General features: G+C 45.8%; 14 protein-coding genes and 2 tRNA genes. 8 read left to right on the top strand and 8 right to left on the bottom strand.

Annotation, left to right across the window (positions count from 1 at the left end; genetic code table 11):
- Nucleotides 1–4: 4 nt before the first annotated feature.
- The 3 genes from AACT23_RS09770 to orn all read right to left on the bottom strand — a co-directional run bounded on the left by AACT23_RS09770 (nucleotide 5) and on the right by orn (nucleotide 1,040).
- Nucleotides 5–81 (bottom strand) — tRNA-Met (locus AACT23_RS09770).
- A 161-nt stretch (nucleotides 82–242) separates the two neighbouring features.
- Nucleotides 243–318 (bottom strand) — tRNA-Gly (locus AACT23_RS09775).
- 176 nt (nucleotides 319–494) lie between these two features.
- Nucleotides 495–1,040, bottom strand: a complete 546-nt coding sequence (gene orn / locus AACT23_RS09780) for an oligoribonuclease (RefSeq protein ID WP_010318948.1) — start codon at nucleotides 1,038–1,040, stop codon at nucleotides 495–497.
- Nucleotides 1,041–1,194: 154 nt separating this feature from the next.
- Between orn and rsgA the strand changes: the two genes are divergently transcribed.
- The 7 genes from rsgA (at nucleotide 1,195) to AACT23_RS09815 (ending at nucleotide 11,091) form a co-directional block, all read left to right on the top strand.
- The gene (rsgA, locus tag AACT23_RS09785; RefSeq protein ID WP_013857936.1) at nucleotides 1,195–2,256 is read left to right on the top strand and encodes a small ribosomal subunit biogenesis GTPase RsgA; all 1,062 of its coding nucleotides are present in this window, start codon (nucleotides 1,195–1,197) and stop codon (nucleotides 2,254–2,256) included.
- 174 nt (nucleotides 2,257–2,430) lie between these two features.
- Complete coding sequence (asd, locus tag AACT23_RS09790; RefSeq protein ID WP_017046689.1) at nucleotides 2,431–3,288, top strand: archaetidylserine decarboxylase; 858 nt, start codon at nucleotides 2,431–2,433, stop codon at nucleotides 3,286–3,288.
- A gap of 213 nt (nucleotides 3,289–3,501) precedes the next feature.
- On the top strand, nucleotides 3,502–4,917 hold the full coding sequence (locus AACT23_RS09795; protein ID WP_017048339.1) for an SLC13 family permease: 1,416 nt from the start codon (nucleotides 3,502–3,504) through the stop codon (nucleotides 4,915–4,917).
- 297 nt (nucleotides 4,918–5,214) lie between these two features.
- Nucleotides 5,215–7,095 (top strand): methyl-accepting chemotaxis protein, encoded by a 1,881-nt coding sequence (locus tag AACT23_RS09800; RefSeq protein ID WP_047688356.1) that lies wholly within the window; start codon nucleotides 5,215–5,217, stop codon nucleotides 7,093–7,095.
- 112 nt (nucleotides 7,096–7,207) lie between these two features.
- Nucleotides 7,208–8,095, top strand: a complete 888-nt coding sequence (locus AACT23_RS09805) for a DMT family transporter (RefSeq protein ID WP_013857940.1) — start codon at nucleotides 7,208–7,210, stop codon at nucleotides 8,093–8,095.
- A 156-nt stretch (nucleotides 8,096–8,251) separates the two neighbouring features.
- Nucleotides 8,252–9,784 (top strand): 2,3-bisphosphoglycerate-independent phosphoglycerate mutase, encoded by a 1,533-nt coding sequence (gpmM, locus tag AACT23_RS09810; protein WP_017046693.1) that lies wholly within the window; start codon nucleotides 8,252–8,254, stop codon nucleotides 9,782–9,784.
- A 221-nt stretch (nucleotides 9,785–10,005) separates the two neighbouring features.
- A complete protein-coding gene (locus AACT23_RS09815) occupies nucleotides 10,006–11,091 on the top strand; it encodes a murein hydrolase activator EnvC family protein (RefSeq protein ID WP_241782107.1) in 1,086 nt (361 codons plus the stop codon).
- Between the two features lie 37 nt (nucleotides 11,092–11,128).
- Here AACT23_RS09815 and AACT23_RS09820 read toward each other — a convergent pair whose 3' ends face one another.
- The 4 genes from AACT23_RS09820 to nudC form a co-directional block, all read right to left on the bottom strand.
- Entirely contained in the window at nucleotides 11,129–12,091 is a 963-nt protein-coding gene (locus AACT23_RS09820; RefSeq protein WP_094128434.1) for an acetyltransferase, read from the bottom strand.
- An 89-nt stretch (nucleotides 12,092–12,180) separates the two neighbouring features.
- Nucleotides 12,181–12,819 carry a TetR/AcrR family transcriptional regulator gene (locus AACT23_RS09825; protein WP_013857945.1) on the bottom strand — a complete coding sequence of 213 codons (639 nt, stop codon included), beginning with the start codon at nucleotides 12,817–12,819 and terminating at the stop codon, nucleotides 12,181–12,183.
- Between the two features lie 101 nt (nucleotides 12,820–12,920).
- Nucleotides 12,921–13,988, bottom strand: coding sequence for a uroporphyrinogen decarboxylase (gene hemE, locus AACT23_RS09830; protein WP_010318957.1), 1,068 nt, complete (start codon nucleotides 13,986–13,988; stop codon nucleotides 12,921–12,923).
- A gap of 249 nt (nucleotides 13,989–14,237) precedes the next feature.
- Entirely contained in the window at nucleotides 14,238–15,023 is a 786-nt protein-coding gene (gene nudC / locus AACT23_RS09835) for an NAD(+) diphosphatase (RefSeq protein ID WP_170889804.1), read from the bottom strand.
- 180 nt (nucleotides 15,024–15,203) lie between these two features.
- On the opposite strand from nudC, the gene AACT23_RS09840 reads away from it, so the two are divergent.
- Entirely contained in the window at nucleotides 15,204–15,698 is a 495-nt protein-coding gene (locus AACT23_RS09840; RefSeq protein WP_013857948.1) for an Rsd/AlgQ family anti-sigma factor, read from the top strand.
- A gap of 90 nt (nucleotides 15,699–15,788) precedes the next feature.
- On the opposite strand, the gene rpoC is transcribed toward AACT23_RS09840, so the two are convergent.
- Nucleotides 15,789–19,991, bottom strand: coding sequence for a DNA-directed RNA polymerase subunit beta' (rpoC, locus tag AACT23_RS09845; protein ID WP_013857949.1), 4,203 nt, complete (start codon nucleotides 19,989–19,991; stop codon nucleotides 15,789–15,791).
- Nucleotides 19,992–20,025 lie beyond the last annotated feature (34 nt).

A 20,025-nucleotide genomic window follows, 5' to 3' on the forward strand; every position in this document is an offset into this window, starting at 1 on the left:
AATTTGGTTGCGGGGGCTGGATTTGAACCAACGACCTTCGGGTTATGAGCCCGACGAGCTACCAAGCTGCTCCACCCCGCGTCCGTATTGTGTCACCGTTAAGTACGATGAAAACTTAAACCTGTTCACTTTCTAACAAGAGAAAGTTCAGCGACACACGAGGTTCACTTTCTTTAAACAAAGAGGCGTGACCTCAACCTTAACTAGGTTGTGCGGCGCTATTCTTTTCTTCGAAAAGAATTTGGAGCGACACACGAGGTTCGAACTCGTGACCTCAACCTTGGCAAGGTTGCGCTCTACCAACTGAGCTAGTGTCGCATTCACAACGTTTCCGTTGTTCAGGGCTGCGAATTATAAGAGCATTTTCTTATGATGCAAGCCCTTACTGACAAAAAATCTTTTTTTTTTTTTTTTGACGAAAAAGAACGCAAATATGGCGTATTAATCACAAAAACTGGTTAACACGCCATCAGCAAAAAATGCCGTTCTGAAAATTAAATACTGAATATGGTCTTACGGTAGTACTGAAGCTCAGCAATAGACTCACGAATATCATCTAAAGCCAGGTGGCTACCTTGCTTAGAAAAGCCATCCAATACTTCTGGCTTCCAACGACGAGTCAGCTCTTTTAGCGTACTGACATCCACATAACGGTAATGGAAGTAGGCTTCCAGCTCAGGCATATGTTTATAAAGGAAGCGGCGATCTTGCCCAATACTGTTGCCACAAATAGGAGATTTACCTTTAGGCACCCACTTTTCCAAAAACGTAATGGTCTGTTCAACCGCTTCTTGTTGTGTCACTGAGTCATGACGTACTCGCTCGACCAAACCGCTTTTGGTATGTGTTGTGGTGCACCATTCATCCATTTTAGCCAATTCAGCTTCTGATTGATGAACAGCCAACACTGGGCCTTCAGCCAAAATGTTCAACTCACTATCAGTCACAATGGTGGCAATCTCGATAATTTTGTGAGTTTCAGGGTCTAAGCCTGTCATCTCAAGATCAACCCAAATCAAGTTTTGATCGCTAAAAGACATAAATACGTTGCCTATATTGGTTTGCAGATAAAAAAGGTACTATACCCAAATTCAGATCCCCAAGATACCTTTGGACATTGGATCCAAACGGTATGATTTTGAGTAAAATCTCAACGTTGGATCAAAACGTATCATAATCATGAAGTAGATAATCGTGGCAAAGAAAAAGAAGCTGACGAAAGGTCAAGTACGACGCGTTCGTAATAATCAGAGTAAACGACTCAAAAAAGAGGACACAGTTTCGTGGGATGAAGCCATGCTCGGCACCGCAAAAACTGGGTTAGTGATTACTCGTTTTGGCCAACATGCCGATGTTGAAGATTTAGAGACTCACACCATCCACCGCTGTAATTTACGCCGAGGCATTGAAACGCTGGTCTCAGGAGATCGTGTTATTTGGCGACCTGGACTCGAATCAATGGCAGGAATCTCTGGCGTTGTCGAAGCGGTTGAACCGCGTAAATCGGTTCTGACTCGTCCAGATTATTACGACGGTTTGAAACCAGTCGCGGCAAACATTGATCAGATGGTCATTGTGTCATCCGTACTGCCGGAACTGTCACTCAATATCATCGACCGTTATTTGATCGCTTCAGAAACCGTGAATATTGCGCCGCTAGTGGTACTGAATAAGATTGATTTACTCAGCGATGAATTGCGTAACCAATATCAAGAGTCGTTACGTGTGTACGAACGCATTGGCTACAAAGTGCTTTTTGTCAGCAAAAAAAGCGGTGAAGGGATTGCTGAGTTAGAAGCGGAACTTGGCGGACGGATCAACATATTTGTTGGTCAATCTGGCGTCGGTAAATCCAGCCTAGTGAACGCATTAATGCCAAATTTGGAAGATGAAATTGAAGAAGGTGAAGTTTCTCAAGCATCTGGACTTGGTCAACATACCACCACTGCGGCTCGCTTGTATCATATCCCTACAGGCGGTGATTTGATCGACTCGCCGGGAGTGCGTGAATTTGGTTTATGGCACTTGGAAGCTGAAGCGATCACTGAAGCCTTTGTCGAATTTCGTCCCTTCTTAGGCGGCTGTAAGTTTAGAGACTGCAAACACGCTGACGATCCGGGTTGCTTATTACGTGAAGCCGTGGAAAAAGGTGATATTAGTAACACGCGCTTTGAGAACTACCACCGAATTTTAGAAAGCATGTCGGAAAACAAAGCTAACCGCCAATATTCGCGTAACAAAAAAGCGGATTTATAAATAGCATCGAGTTTTACCCCGGCAAATGTCTGCAGACTTGATCGATAAATTTTTATCTGTCGCCATCGAATAATCCGTAAGCAATGGTGACTAACTGCTGACATGGTGAGAGTTTTTCAGTAACATCTCGCGCCCAAAGTGAAGAACATACAGTTAACATTGGAATCAGAGACAATGGATAAAATTAAAGTTGGACTGCAATACTGGATCCCACAACATGGCTTAACACGCCTGATGGGTAAACTCGCATCAGCGAAAGCTGGCGGTCTAACCACTGCAGTCATTCGTTGGTTTATTAAACAATATAATGTCAACATGGATGAAGCTCTGCATTCAGATCCTAGCCATTTCAAAACATTCAATGAATTCTTTGTTCGTGAATTGAAAGCCGATGCTCGGCCAATCAGTGACGGTGATAGCTTAATCACCCATCCGGCCGATGCTTGCGTTAGTCAATTCGGGCCGATTCAAGATGGCAAGCTTATCCAAGCGAAAGGTCACCATTTTACAGCGGTAGAATTGCTCGGTGGTGATGCAAAGCTGGCGCAAGAGTTTGAAGATGGCGAATTTGCCACGCTTTATTTATCACCTCGCGACTACCACCGCGTACACATGCCTTGCGATGGCGTGTTACGTCAAATGATTTATGTTCCGGGCGATCTTTTCTCGGTTAACCCACTAACCGCCGAAAATGTACCGAACCTGTTTGCTCGCAATGAGCGCGTGGTGTGTATTTTTGATACTGAGTTTGGCCCAATGGCACAAGTGCTTGTCGGAGCGACCATTGTTGGCAGTATTGAGCTAGTTTGGTCAGGGACTGTCACGCCTCCGCGCGGCAATACCGTTTATCGCTGGGATTATCCAGCCCAAGGCAATACCTCTGTTGTACTGAAAAAAGGACAAGAGATGGGTCGCTTTAAGCTAGGCTCAACGGTGATCAACCTGTTTGCAAAAGATAAAATTCGCTTTGATGAGTCTATGCAACACAATGCTATAACGGTTATGGGTACTCCATACGCACAGCAACGTTAATCGCCATCTCTTAATGTTCCCTGCCGAATGCGTTAGCTCTGCATGTTCAGAGCTAACGCCTCTAGATATTTCGCTTTTTTTCTTTATTGATAAAAAACAAAGCTGCTGCATATTCCTTCGCTAAAACTCAAAATTTCAAGCCGCGTCTAAGACCTTCATTCACATATCATTTACGCTAGTTACTTCAAGTTAACCTAATGAAGGTCATGTGATATGCCTACCATGAATACGGGAATGCTGATAAAGCTTGCGATCTGCTTTTTGCTGCCCATCGGTGTTTTACTGATGCCCATTGATGCGATACCGATTGATGACTTAACCTTAATTCAACATCGATTACTGGCTATTTTTTTATTGGCTGCTCTGCTTTGGGTATTGGAGCCAGTTCCTGTATTTGCCACCTCCATTTTGATCATTGCGCTCGAATTGGTGATGATTTCAGATAAAGGCTTGCATCTCTTTCGTTCGCCCCCCGCAGGGCATGATATCGGCGAGCTGATGAAGTACACCGATATTTTCAGCGCTTTCTCTTCACCGATTATTATCTTGTTCATGGGCGGCTTTGCACTGGCGATTGCTGCTTCTAAATATGAATTGGACAACAACTTAGCCCGAGTTTTACTTAAACCTTTTGGTACTCAGCCCCGCTTTATTATGCTGGGGCTAATGTTGATCACTGCGGTATTTTCCATGTTTATGTCCAATACCGCGACTACTGTGATGATGCTGGCGCTGCTCGGGCCGATCGTCGCTTCAGCTCCAAAAGGGGATTTAGGCATCAAAGCCTTAGTGCTCTGCATTCCGATTGCAGCGAATACCGGTGGTATTGCCACGCCTATCGGTACGCCGCCCAATGCGATCGCGCTGCAATATCTCACCGGAAGCAATAGCATTGATTTCTTTTCTTGGATGATGATGGGCTTGCCGTTTGTGATTATTCAGCTCACGTTAGCTTGGTTTTTGCTACAAAAACTGTTTCCCTCTTCAGAAAAACAGATGGTGCTGAAACTCAACGGAACATTCCAAAAAAATTGGCGTGCAATCGTGGTCTACATTACTTTTGCCGCCACCATAGTGCTGTGGATGACCACCTCTCTACACGGCATGAACACCTATGTGGTTTCCATCATCCCTTTGGCGGTTTTTACACTCACCGGCATTATGGGCAAAGAGGAACTGAAACAGATCAACTGGGACGTCTTGTGGCTAGTGGCTGGCGGGATAGCGATTGGAATTGGGCTAGATAAAACAGGGCTCGCTTCAGCATTAGCTCACGCGATTGATTACAGTTCTCTATCGCCTATCTCGGTCGTCATCACCCTGTCGCTCGTTTGTTGGATCATGGCAAACTTCATGTCCAATACCGCGACCGCTAACTTACTCATGCCGATCGCCGCCGCGATTGGCACATCCATGGAAAGCTTGGCCAGTATTGGTGGTATACAAAGTTTGTTAGTGGTTGTCGCCTTTTCTGCCTCACTGGGTATGATTTTACCTGTCTCAACACCGCCGAACTCACTGGCCTATTCTACCGGGCTTATTGAGAGTAAAGACATGGCCAAAACAGGTCTGATTATTGGCGTTGTTGGCTTGTGCATTGTCTATACTGCCGCGCTATTACTAACCTAACCTTTGGTGACTGCGACTTGCATTGAGCGTCAAGACTGAATGCAGGTCGCAAAGATGAATCATTCCAGCCTAAAACTAAGTAAAAGCAAATCAACGAGATGAACAATAATCGAGCACGATCATATTAATCAAAGCCACATTCTCGTAGGATTACTCTGATTTACTTATTCATTTATCTGAAGAAACATGAAACGGCTTCATCATTTCGCTGCAACTAAGCTTAGGAGCCGTTAATTCATCTTTTCCTGATCTGAGCTATCGACACGCGGTTGTCAAACCGTTCTAGGGACATAACCCATGAGACATACCATCAAATTTAAAATTCAAGTCGCTATCGCCATCATCATCGCAATCGTCAGTGGCGTCCAAGCTTGGATCTCCGTCAGTCAATTACAGCAAGAAACGACCTATGCCATTAATAGTGAAATGGAAAATACCAGTCTTGCTACTCGCCATTACATCAGTGATTGGCTTGGGATCCGCAGCAATATGATGTTGGCCAATGAACCTTTTATTGCCAATAATAACAATGCTGACCAAGCGTTGCTGGTGACTAAAAAGAGCGGTGATTTTCTTTCTGTTTATGCTGGTTTTAGTGATGGCAGCATTGCTTATGGTGATAAAACCGAAGATTGGCCAAGTGATTATGATCCAAGAACGCGCCCTTGGTATAAAGATGCAATGGCACAATCAGGGCTTATAATTACCGAACCCTACCAAGATTTTGATGGCAGCATCGTAGTTAGCTTCGCCAAAGCTTTTAAAGGTCAAAAACAAGGCGTACTCGCCGCCGATTTAACGGTAACCAATCTCATTAAAGAAGTGCTGAATGTTAAACTGAACAATCAAGGTTTTGCGTTTTTGGTTGATGGTAATAACAACATTGTTGCCTACCAAGATGAAGCTTTAAGCCAAAAACCTTTAACCAATTTAAACAACGAATTAGATTCCCAGCACATGGCCAGCTTAGCCCGAGAAAATCGCGTGGATACCATCGCTTGGCCAAAGCAAGGCAACAAATTAATTTACGTCTCACAAATACCAAATACCGATTGGTTACTGGGCATTGTGGTAGACAAAGAGATGGCCTACGCCTCGGTTTCTGAGCAGATCACCTTTACCGCCATTGCCTCTTTAGTACTCTACATTATTATCGCCAGCATTAGCACTTGGGTTGTAACCCGCTTACTGCAACCACTGCAGGTATTGTCGAACGCTTTAGCGCAATTAGCGCAAGGAGAAGGCGACCTCACCCAACGCATCGACATTCGACGCATGGATGAAATCGGTGAATTGGCCGAGAAAGTGAATCTCTTTTTAAGTCAAATGCAGGAGATGCTGAAAGGGATCGTCAGCCGTAGCCAACAACTTTCCCAGCAAGCACAAGATGCCAATGACCTTTCTGCTCAAGCTTCCATGCGAGTTGAGCACCAACAAAATGATGTCAACCAAATAGCCACCGCGATTCACGAGATGTCGGCTACCGCCGCTGAGGTGGCTAGCCATGCTGAACTGACCGCTAGCGCGTCGCAAGCATCAGCCTCAGCTTGTGATGACGGGCAGGCGGTTATCAAAAAGAATCGAGATTCCATTACTCACTTAGCCAATCAGGTCGATAGTGCAGCCAAAGTGATCCGAGAGTTGGAGAGCAATGCTCAAAGTATCAACCAGATCCTATCCACCATTCAAAGTATTGCCGAACAAACCAATCTGTTAGCACTCAATGCAGCGATTGAAGCGGCCCGCGCAGGTGACCAAGGCCGTGGTTTTGCTGTGGTCGCCGACGAAGTTCGTGTGCTAAGCCAACGTACACATGGCTCAACGGAAGAGATCCGCACCATGATTGAAACCTTGCAGCGCAATACTCAACATGCGGTCGAGAATATGGAAGCCAGCACCAAACTGGCCGACCACAGTGTTGACTATGCCGAACAAGCTCACGACAGTTTAGTGCGGATCACGCAAGCCATTACCGAGATCAATGATATGGCCTTGCAAATTGCCAGTGCCGCTGAAGAGCAGCGAGCCGTCAGCGAAGACATTAGCCGCAATACACAAGGTATCAAAGACGCTTCTGATGACCTTGCTAGTCAAACTCAGCAGAGCAGCCACAGCGCTCATGAAATGCATTTATCGGCAGAAGCCATGCGTAACGATATTCGCCGCTTCAAAGTGTAAATCCTCTTGGCTTGCCTCTTTTAATCACATTGAGGCAAGCCCATAAATTCCCTTTGTTTTCCCCTAGCGCTTAAGGCATATTGAGATCCTTCCCTCGTTCAAGGATGTTTACATGGGCTACGAATGGCTCGCGCTTGCTGCCGCCTTTCTTTGGGCAGTAGCCAGTTTACTGTCTGTTACTCCCGCTCGCCATTTAGGAACCTTTGCTTATAGCCGTTGGCGGATGGGCTGTACTTCTCTCATTTTAGTGAGCATGGCGCTGGCAACTGGCGGCTGGGCAACGGTAAACAGCGAGATGGTAACACCCATGATGTATTCGGGGTTGATTGGCATATTCATTGGCGATACGGCGCTGTTTGCGTGTTTAAATCGCATGGGGCCAAGACAAGCGGGTTTGCTCTTTTCCTGCCATGCCGTTTTTTCGGCCATTCTCGGCTATTTTTTATTCAGCGAAAGCATGAGCCATGCAGAGCTAGTGGGCGCGACTTTTGTCTTTTCAGGCGTTCTAACGGCCATCTTTTTTGGCCGCCGAGGGCAAAATCATAATGCATTGGAAGCAATTAAAGGTCGAGTATGGGTTGGCATTGCACTTGGCCTTATCGCGGCTCTATGCCAAGCATTGGGTGGGATCATCGCCAAACCTGTAATGCAAACGGGGATCGACCCCATCGCCGCTTCCGCGATTCGAATGCTCACCGCCTTCACCGCACACTGCTTACTGTTGGCTACTGGTGCAAAATTAGCACGCGCCACTCAAGCCATTACGCTGCCCATTTTTACCATTACTGCCATCAACGGTTTTCTTGCGATGGCGGTCGGAATGACATTAATTCTCTACGCACTGCGTGAAGGCAACGTGGGTATGGTGGCCCTGCTCTCCTCAACCACGCCCATCATGTTGTTGCCTATTTTATGGATGTATACCAAACAGCGGCCCAACCGCTTCGCTTGGTGCGGCGCACTGTTTGCCGTGCTTGGGACGGGAATTTTAGTTTATTAAATGGCGCTAAAAAGGCACCGATGTTGATCAATAGGCTACCTTTATAGGCATTGATAGGGAGAATCATTGATCTTAACCTACTGCAATCGCTTCAAAGTGTAGTAAAATTACGCTAATTTCTGTTTAAGTTACTTTGAATTTGACGAGGTCATAACTATGTCAGCTAAGAAGCCAATGGCTTTAGTAATTCTTGACGGTTGGGGTTACCGTGAAGATAACGCACACAACGCAATCAGCAATGCACATACTCCAGTCATGGATAGCTTAATTGCAAACAACCCAAACACTCTGATTTCTGCTTCTGGTATGGATGTAGGTTTACCGGATGGTCAAATGGGTAACTCAGAAGTCGGTCACACCAATATCGGTGCTGGTCGTATTGTTTACCAAGACCTGACACGCATTACTAAATCAATTCTTGATGGTGAATTCCAACAAAACGAAGTGTTAGTCAACGCGATGGATAAAGCCATCAAAGCGGGCAAAGCGGTTCACCTATTGGGGCTAATGTCGCCAGGTGGTGTTCACTCGCATGAAGATCATATCTACGCTGCCGTTGAAATGGCTGCTGCCCGTGGCGCTGAGAAAATCTACCTCCACTGCTTCCTTGATGGCCGTGATACGCCACCACGCAGTGCCGAAGCCTCATTGCAACGCTTCCAAGACCTATTTTCTAAATTAGGTAAAGGTCGTATCGCCTCACTGATTGGTCGTTACTACGCCATGGATCGCGATAACAACTGGGAACGCGTACAAAAAGCTTACGACCTATTGGTTGAAGCCAAAGCAGAATTTACTTTTGATTCCGCCGTGGCAGGCCTTGAAGCCGCTTACGCACGTGAAGAAAATGATGAATTTGTTAAAGCGACAGAAATCAAAGCTGAAGGCCAAGACTCTGCTGCGATTGAAGATGGCGATGCCGTGATTTTCATGAACTACCGCGCCGACCGTGCACGTGAAATTACTCGTGCCTTCATACCAGATTTCAACGGGTTTGAACGTGTGAAGTTCCCAGCAATTGACTTTGTGATGCTAACCCAATACGCCGCCGACATTCCTCTGCTGTGCGCATTTCCACCAGCATCACTAGAAAACACCTACGGTGAGTGGCTATCAAAGGCGGGTAAAACTCAGTTGCGCATCTCTGAAACAGAAAAATACGCGCACGTCACCTTCTTCTTTAACGGTGGTGTTGAGAACGAATTCCCAGGCGAAGAGCGCCAATTGGTTGCTTCACCTAAAGTGGCAACTTACGATCTGCAACCGGAAATGAGCGCGCCTGAACTGACTGAAAAACTCGTTGCGGCAATCAAGTCGGGTAAATACGATGCGATTATCTGTAACTACCCGAACGGCGATATGGTTGGTCATACTGGTATTTACGAAGCGGCCGTGAAAGCATGCGAAGCGCTTGATGAGTGTATCGGAAAAGTGGTTGAAGCGATTAAAGAAGTCGATGGCCAGCTACTGATCACAGCAGACCACGGCAATGCAGAAATGATGGTGAACCCGGAAACAGGGGGCATTCATACCGCACATACCAATCTGCCAGTGCCGCTTATCTACGTCGGTAGCAAAGATCTTAAGCTAAAAGATGGTGGTAAGCTTTCTGACCTAGCACCAACGATGCTTGCTCTATCGAACATGGACATTCCGGCAGAAATGTCTGGTCAAGTGTTGTTTAAATAACTCACCAACCACGTGCTATTGAGCCTCGATAAATATCGAGGCTTTTTTTCGCCCAAGAACTCGATTTGATTGCAAGTTTTGACATAGGGCTTTCGCCTCGCGGATGGCTTTGAGTATACTGACTCACTAATTTGTCGATAGAGACTTGAAAACGGATGAGAAACAAGCCTTCACCACACCCACTTACTATAACGACTTGGTGGCATGCACTTAGCCTAGTGATGGTGTTAGGGCTAGCTTGCCTCTCCTGCTCACCGTTAATGGCTGCCACACAACAAGAGCTAAAAGGGGTGAAAGGAGAAATTTCTCGTCAGCAGCAAGCGTTAAATAATCGACAAAAAGAGCTCGATTCGTTGCAAAATGCGCTTAAAAAGCAAGAAGTGGGTATTTCAAGTCTAGAAAATCAGATCAAAAACACCAAATCAGAATTAGTAGTGGCCAACGCTAATATCGCTAAACTCAAACAAAAGATCACGGCCTTAGAAACACAACAAACACAACAAACCGCCAAATTAGCTCAACTGATCAAAACCTATTACGCCACTCAGCGAGCGACAGCCTCATCCAACATACTCAATAATGGCGTGGAAGAAGATCGCATCAGCCAGTATTACCAACACTTAGCGAAGGCACGCAGCCAAACCATCCAACAGCTTGAACTTACGCAAAAAGAACTCAATGAAAGTGAAAAACAGCTGCGACTTGAACGAGACCAAATCGCTTCTCTATTAGAACAGCAGACCCAAAAGCGCGCTACATTGGCAAAAACGCAGTCAGAACGACGCAGTACGGTGGGTAAAATTCAAAAAAGTATTTCCGGTGATAAAGTCTACTTAGCGGAATTGCAACGCAATGAAACGCGATTACAAGCGGAAATCGCCAAAGCAGCAAAACGTAACGCTGTACTAATGGATGGGTTAGCGCCGCAAAAAGGCAAGCTACCTTGGCCAGTCAAAGGCAAAATCCTGCATGCTTTTGGTACACGTCAAAGTGGACAAATTGACTGGAAAGGTCTAGTCATTGACGCTAATTATGGTCAAAACGTCAAAGCGGTTTATTCTGGCACGGTCGTGTTTGCTGAATATCTACGTGGTTATGGGCTGGTGGTTTTGCTCGATCATGGCAAAGGCGATATGACTTTATACGGCTTTAACCAAAGTTTGCTCAAAAAAGAGGGCGATAAAGTCACCGCCGGTGAAACCATTGCTTTAGCGGGAGACACTGGCGGTCAATCTCAGCCAGCGCTCTATTTCGAAATTCGTCGCAACAGTAAAGCCGAAGACCCAACACGCTGGCTCAGTCGCTAGCAAAACACATCCATCACCCTGTTAATCCGAACGAGCGTTAGTGTGATGAATAGTACGCTTCTACTTGAGTAATAAATTGGGTCAATTGTCTTTTATCCAACGAATTAATACCCGCCGCCGCTTCTCGCCCGCCTCCGGTTGCAAAGGCGCTGCATAACCTATCCGCTCCCTGTTTATTGGCTAATGGAGCACGTAGCGAAACGGTATAACCACCCGATGAATTTACCGTTAAAACCATATGTGCCGCGGCAGGTGCTTGATTGGCTAGCCAATTACTAAACACACCACTCACTCGCTGTGATGATGCACAGTCTGGCAGCTCGTATACGCTCAAACAGGCACTTTTATAGATAGGCTCTAACGACTGAGCAAGCTGCATATCTTGCTCATAAGCGTGCTGCAAATGATAAAAAGGGGAGTTGTCATCCTTCATTAAATCAAACGGTGAAGGATAAACCAGCAAGGCTTGGTACAAATCAGCGGGGTGATAATGAAGCTGCTCTATCGTCTCTCCATAACCGTTATAGTTAATCAAGGTACCTAAGTTTTTTAGTTGTTCAGCTTGAGTGGTAGTTAGCCCCGCGTTGCGCGTTAAAGTATCCGCTTTAGCAATCAAATTATCGCCATAAGCTGCCACAATCGCCCACTCATGGAACGGACCACCTAACCATTGATCAATAATTAATGCCGTACAAGTATTAGGGTCCAAATCAATATGGGCGTCAAGCAGCGGAGTCTCGGGGATTGAGCCTGCATAGTGATGATCGGCATAAAACACCGTCACCCCCGCCGCAAGAGCCTGCTGTAAAGGTCGCTGATTCTTCTCCATCGAAATATCTAACACGGTCAGACTATCTCGGGATTGAAGATTAAGACGCTGGAGCAATTTGATATCACGCTTAACCCCAGTAACTAGGGTCGTCGTGCGAGGGTAAGCAAGCCGCAGCTGAAGAAGAGAGATGATGCCATCAGCATCACCGTTAAAAACGTCATAGTGCATATCAACACCACCCTTAGAGATGTATAGCTAAGAAGCTAACAGCTTCAAAGGATTAAGAACAATACTCAAAGGTTATAACTAAGCACAGATTATGATGCGTGCATCGCCCGCACACCTTCCTCTAATAATAGAAGCTGTTCAAGACCTTGTTCCGTTGCTTTGGGTTTAACGACTGCGATCATCTGTAGCATGCCTTGATGAATCACTTGCTCGGTGATCTGCGTTTTGGAAAACATCGCTGACTGATAACTCAACCAACACGAGGCCGTCATATGGAGAGTGGTCACTAAAGATTGCATATCTTCTTTTCCGACAGACAGCAATTTCAGCTCAACAAAAGCGTGCATAATATTAATGAGATTAGTTTGCAGCTTTTCTTGTACTTGAATGTACTCACCATGTAGTACTTCATCACGCTGCAGGATTTCCGGTAAATTGGCATAGAAAAAACGGTATTTCCACATCAAAGTGAAGATCGAATCAAGATAATGCTTTAACAGAGTTAAGCTTTCGCGCTGTGCCGCAATCGGCTGAAAACGTTCGAGTAACTCTGCTGAATAGAGAGCAAAAATATCACGAACAATTTCTTGTTTATTACGAAAGTGATAATACAAATTACCTGGGCTGATTTCGATATGTGCTGCGATATGGTTAGTGGTCACCGTTCTTTCACCATGTTCATTAAACAGCGCTAATGCAGCATAAACGATCTTATCTTTGGTCTTCATCTTGTCTTATTACCTCTTTACCTCTGTGAACCTGCTCCTATCAAATAACAGGATGAGAGTGAGAAACGGTGCATTATCGGCGATAAGGCACCGCAAACCTATTATTGATGGTACGGTTTAGACAAGGCGTGCACCGCATCAACAAATATGCCCGCATTTTCCGGTGGCACATCTAAATGGATACCGTGTCCGAGGTTAAAGACATGGCCCGTTCCACCATGGCCGAATCCTTCAAGAATGGTCGCCACTTCTTGGCGAATACGATCATGCGGAGCATAAAGCATGGAAGGGTCCATATTGCCTTGCAGCGCGACTTTGTCACCGATACGCGCTTTGGCGTCGGCAATATTGATGGTCCAATCAAGCCCTACAGCATCACAACCCGTTGCAGCAATCTGCTCCAGCCACATGCCACCGTTTTTGGTAAACAGAGTGACGGGTACGCGGCGACCTTCATTTTCACGAATTAAACCATCCACAATTTTGTGCATATACTGTAGTGAAAAGAGGTTGTAGTCGCGCGGCGTCAGTACTCCGCCCCAAGTATCAAAAATCATAACAGACTGAGCACCCGCTTTGATTTGTGCGTTAAGGTATTCAATAACACTGTCTGCCAGTTTATCGAGCAAGGCGTGCAGCACGCTAGGATCGGCGTACATCATTTTTTTGATCTTAGTGAAGGCTTTTGAGCTGCCACCTTCCACCATATAAGTCGCGAGTGTCCATGGGCTGCCTGAAAAACCGATCAATGGAACTTCACCTTGTAGATCTTTGCGGATCTGGCGTACGGCATTCATCACATATTGCAGTTCGCCTTCCGGATCCGGTAAGCCAATTTTATCGACATCGGCTTTACAAGTGATCGGGCGTTCAAACTTTGGCCCTTCTCCCGCTTCAAAATACAAACCCAATCCCATGGCGTCAGGAATGGTTAAAATATCAGAAAATAAAATAGCGGCATCTAATGGAAAGCGACGTAATGGCTGTAATGTCACTTCAGAAGCTAGCTCAGCATTTTTACACAGCGCCATAAAATCGCCTGCTTCGGCACGCGTTGCGCGATACTCTGGCAGGTAACGTCCTGCTTGGCGCATCATCCATACAGGGGTGCAATCGACAGGTTGTTTTAACAGTGCACGCAAGTAGCGATCATTTTTTAATTCAGTCATTCCGTCTTCCAATTTAAAGCTTGTTATTTTTTGTGGCGTTATTCTAGCACTGAATAAGCGCCAAAAACGGTGTGCTTTGCAAGCGAGATCATGTTATTAACTTTTAAATCAATGGTTAATTTGCAAGCAACCTTTAACGGTGTTAAAAATTTGTTCGCTAGCGAAAACTATAATTATAAACTGAGTACTCTGTACTCGGCATCTCATAACGACATCTTACTTACCCCCTCCTTCACCGGAGGGTTTTTTTTAGCAATGCGGCAGTGAATCTTTCTCGATTTCGCTTAACGTGTGCTCTATTAATGCTCTGGCTATCGTCCCTTCGGGCGCAACGGGAGGCAAAGCACTTGCTAAAAACCATTGCGCATCACTCAATTCACTATAGTCGGGTTTTATCGTGCCAGAGTCATATTCCGCCACAAAGCCCATCATCATACTCGATGGAAATGCCCATGGCTGGCTGCCAAAATAGTGAATATTTTTCACATGAATCCCCGTTTCTTCAAGTACTTCACGTGCCACGCACTGCTCTAACGTCTCCCCGACCTCTAAAAAACCAGCAATGACGGTGTACATGCCGTTACGATGCCTTGGGTGCTGGGCCAATAAAATTTTATCCTGATTTCGTACCGCGACAATAATGCAAGGAAAGATACGCGGATAATGTAACGTTCGACACTCAGAACATTGCATCGCCAATTGGTTATGGTTTAGGTAATTTCGCCCACCACATTGTGGACAAAAACGTAACGTTTGGCTCATGTGACCATATTGAAGCGCCTTGCTGATCGCCAAAAATAGTTCTGGTTTGAGATGCAACAATTCGCGTAATGAAGTCATTTCTCGCTCGCCATCAAGATCGGCATCATTAACCCACATCACTGGGTAACCATCACAACTATCTACCACCACCGCTTTTTCTAAAGGCAGGGAATATTCGCCCGCAGATCCTAGCGGTAACTCACCATTTATGGTCCAGATCTCACTTCCGGAAACTACACACCAATAAGCGATTTTTGTATCACTATTTTTCAACATGTTGCGACCTCTCTTCTTGCAGTTACCCCATTTTACTGGCAATCTAAATTCATACCAGAATTTGTAACGTTCCAAATTTAGTTCTATAAATTCTAGTAAGGACAATGAGTTGTATCTACGAAGTGCAACCCTACGCAAAGGAAACGGTCACCAGCTTTGTGACCCGATCATGAGGGCATGGTCATGCTAAAAAAACTAAAACGCACACAAGAGCAATGGGGCGGTTACAGTGACGTTATTGATCACTGGTTAAACACGCGACAAACCTTAATTGTAGAGTATTGCAAATTAGCCGCGCTGCAACCTTGCACCGCCAAAACGAATGTTAACGGGCTTCCCTCGCCAGAAGAGCTGCAACGTTTTTGCCAGCAACTGGTCGATTATATTTCCGAAGGTCACTTCAAAATCTACGATATGGTGATGGATAGGTGGCGTGCAACTGGCTTTGAAGCCACCGATGAAATTAATCAGACTTATGGAAAAATTATTGTTACTACGGAGCCGTTACTCAATTTTACAGATAAATACGCGGCAGTGAGTGATGAGGATGATCTCGAAAACTTTGACAACGACCTTTCGCTAATTGGTGAAATTATTGAGGTGCGTTTTGGAGTGGAAGACAGTTTGATTCAACTTATCGCGGACAGCTTGGCTATCCCTCCTGGTGCTTAATATTGAATATTTTGCTGTAATCATTCGCGTAGATTAATTAAGCGCAACAAAAAAGGCACCCGAAGGTGCCTTTTTTAATCAGCGCTGAGATTACTCTTCAGAAGAGAAACCTGCGTTTAGCAGTGCCGCTAGGTTATCTGTCGCTTGTTCAGCAGACGGGCCTTTTAGCTGTGCCGCACGTTTAGCTTGACGTTCTTGGTGGTAAGCGAAACCTGTACCCGCTGGGATCAGACGACCAACGATTACGTTTTCTTTCAGACCGCGAAGATCATCACGTTTACCAGAAACAGCCGCTTCTGTTAGTACGCGAGTTGTCTCTTGGAACGATGCCGCAGAGATGAACGATTCAGTCGCTAGAGATGCTTTAGTAATACCTAGTAGCTCACGCTCGAAACGAGCAGGCTGTTTGCCTTCGGCTTCTAGGTTACGGTTTGCAACTTTCACTTGTGAGTATTCAACTTGCTCACCCGCTAGGAACTCAGAGTCGCCAGCATGAGTAATCGTACACTTACGTAGCATTTGACGAACGATAGTTTCAATGTGCTTATCGTTAATCTTAACGCCTTGCAGACGGTAAACTTCTTGAACTTCGTTAGCGATGTAAGACGTTACAGCATGGATACCACGTAAACGTAGGATATCGTGCGGAGTCTCAGGACCATCAGCAATAACGTCACCACGTTCGATCTTTTCACCTTCAAACACGTTAAGTTGACGATGCTTAGGAATCATTTCTTCATAAGTTTCGTCACCCTCACGAGTGATGATTAGACGACGTTTACCTTTGGTTTCTTTACCAAAGCTCACAGTACCTGTGTGCTCAGCAAGAATCGCAGGCTCTTTTGGTCGACGAGCTTCAAACAAGTCAGCTACGCGAGGTAGACCACCCGTGATGTCTCGGTTACCGCCAGATTTTTGTGGAATACGCGCTAATGTGTCACCAATACCAACTTCAGCACCATCTTCGATGTTAACGATCGCTTTACCCGGTAAGAAGTATTGAGCTGGCATATCAGTACCAGGGATCATGACATCTTTACCTTTCGCATCAACAAGTTTGATAGCTGGACGCATATCTTTACCTGCTGCTGGACGAGCGGCAGCTTCGGTTACTTCGCTTGAAGATAGACCCGTTAGGTCATCTGTTTGGCGAGAAACCGTTACACCATCAATCATATCAACGAATTGGATGCGACCAGCCACTTCAGTGATGATTGGCATGGTGTGCGCTTCCCAGTTAGCCACTGTTTGACCAGCTTCAACCGCGTCGTTATCACCTTTACTCAACACAGAGCCGTAAGGCAGTTTGTGTTTTTCTTTCGTGCGACCAAATTCGTCAATGATAGTCAGCTCTGATGCACGAGATGTGATAACCAGCTTCTTATCTTTGTTGATAACGAACTTAGCGTTGTGAAGTTTCACAGAGCCTTTGTTCTTCGCTTGGATGCTGTTCTCTGCCGCAGCAGTAGAAGCCGCACCACCGATGTGGAACGTACGCATCGTTAACTGTGTACCCGGCTCACCGATAGATTGAGCAGCAATAACACCGACTGCCTCACCTTGGTTCACTAGGTGACCACGAGCAAGGTCACGACCGTAACATAGCGCACAACAGCCGAAGTCCGCATCACAGGTTACCACTGAACGTACTTTCATATTATCGACAGAGTTCTCATCGATAATCTGACACCACTTCTCATCAATCAGAGTATTACGTGGAATAAGTACTTCTTCAGTGCCTGGCTTCATCACATCCTCAGCCACAACACGACCAAGAGCCAGTTCAGTTAAAGAAACTTTAACATCACCACCCTCGATATGAGGCATCATGTCGACACCTTCTTGAGTGCCACAGTCATGCTCTGTCACCACAACGTCTTGTGCAACGTCTACTAAACGACGAGTCAGATAACCTGAGTTCGCTGTTTTAAGTGCTGTATCGGCTAGACCCTTACGTGCACCGTGGGTAGAGATAAAGTATTGTAGTACGTTCAGGCCTTCTTTAAAGTTTGCTGTGATAGGCGTTTCGATGATTGAACCATCTGGACGCGCCATCAGACCACGCATACCTGCAAGCTGACGAATCTGAGCAGCAGAACCACGAGCACCCGAGTCAGCCATCATATAGATGCTGTTAAACGATTCTTGTTGTTCTTCTACACCATCACGGTTGATCACGGTTTCAGAAGATAGGTTATCCATCATCGCTTTCGCAACACGGTCGTTGGTAGACGCCCAGATATCGATAACTTTGTTGTAACGCTCACCCGCCGTAACAAGACCTGATTGGAACTGTTCTTGGATTTCGCGTACTTCTTCTTCAGCTTCAGCAATTTCAGTGTATTTCGCTGCTGGTACAACCATGTCGTCGATACCAACTGACACGCCTGACAGTGCTGCATAAGCAAAACCGGTGTACATGATTTGGTCAGCAAATACGACCGTATCTTTCAAACCAAGCTTACGATACGCTTCGTTTAATAGATTTGAGATCTGTTTCTTACCAAGCTTCTGGTTCACGATGCTGTATGGCAGGCCTTTAGGCACGATTTGCCATAGCATGGCACGACCGACAGTCGTATCGACCATCTTAGTCTCAGTTGTGCTGTAACCATCTTCATCAACAACGGTTTCAGTGATACGTACTTTAACGCGTGCGTGTAGCGCCGCTGTCTTAGTACGGTATGCCTTCTCAGCCTCTTTAGGGCCAGCCAGGTACATACCTTCACCTTGTGCGTTGATTTTTTCGCGAGTCATGTAGTACAGACCCAAGACCACGTCCTGTGAAGGTACGATGATCGGATCACCTGATGCTGGCGACAGAATGTTGTTCGTCGACATCATCAGTGTACGAGCTTCAAGCTGTGCTTCTAAAGTTAGAGGCACGTGAACCGCCATTTGGTCACCATCGAAGTCCGCGTTATACGCCGCACACACAAGTGGGTGCAGTTGAATCGCTTTACCTTCAATCAGTACAGGTTCGAACGCTTGAATACCAAGACGGTGCAGTGTTGGTGCACGGTTTAGTAGTACTGGGTGTTCACGAATCACTTCGTCTAGGATATCCCAAACAACCGCTTCTTCACGCTCAACCATTTTCTTAGCTGCTTTGATCGTCGTGGCCATGCCGCGAGTTTCTAACTTGCTGTAGATAAATGGTTTAAATAGCTCAAGTGCCATCTTCTTAGGAAGACCACACTGGTGCAGACGTAAATATGGACCTACTGTGATTACAGAACGGCCTGAGTAGTCTACACGTTTACCAAGTAGGTTCTGACGGAAACGACCTTGTTTACCCTTGATCATATCAGCAAGAGATTTCAGAGGACGCTTGTTAGAACCTGTGATCGCACGACCGCGACGACCGTTATCAAGTAGCGCATCAACAGACTCTTGCAGCATACGCTTTTCGTTGCGTACGATGATGTCCGGAGCTGCTAGCTCTAGAAGGCGCTTCAAACGGTTGTTACGGTTGATCACACGGCGGTACAAATCGTTCAGATCAGATGTCGCAAAACGACCGCCATCTAGTGGTACTAGAGGACGTAGATCTGGCGGAAGTACCGGAAGCACAGTCAGGATCATCCACTCAGGGTTATTACCTGAGCTGATAAACGCTTCAACAAGCTTCAGACGCTTAGTCAGTTTTTTGCGTTTAGTTTCAGAGTTAGTGGTTTGTAACTCCTCACGCATCATCTCTGTTTCAGCGACAAGATCCATTGAACCCAATAGGTCTTTGATCGCTTCTGCGCCCATCTTCGCCGTGAACTCATCGCCCCACTCTTCTAGACGGTCAAGATACTCTTCTTCAGTAAGCATCTGACTCTTTTCTAGATCCGTCATACCCGGCTCTGTTACTACATACATTTCGAAGTAAAGAACACGTTCGATATCACGTAGAGGGATATCCATTAGCAGACCGATACGAGACGGTAGCGATTTTAGGAACCAGATGTGAGCAACCGGTGATGCAAGCTCGATGTGGCCCATACGGTCACGACGAACTTTAGTTTGTGTAACTTCAACGCCACATTTTTCACAGATCACGCCACGGTGTTTCAGACGCTTATATTTACCACAAAGACATTCGTAGTCTTTGACTGGACCAAAAATACGCGCACAGAACAGACCATCACGTTCAGGCTTGAACGTACGATAGTTGATCGTTTCAGGTTTTTTAACTTCACCAAAAGACCATGAACGAATCATGTCAGGTGAAGATAGACCGATTTTGATTGCATCAAATTCTTCGGTCTTATGCTGTGCTTTTAGAAAGTTTAATAAGTCTTTCACAATCAGCTCCTGTAAGGAGTTAAAAGGCGCTCGG

The sequence above is a fragment of the Vibrio sp. V09_P4A23P171 genome (assembly GCF_963875615.1).
Classification (GTDB): domain Bacteria; phylum Pseudomonadota; class Gammaproteobacteria; order Enterobacterales; family Vibrionaceae; genus Vibrio; species Vibrio anguillarum.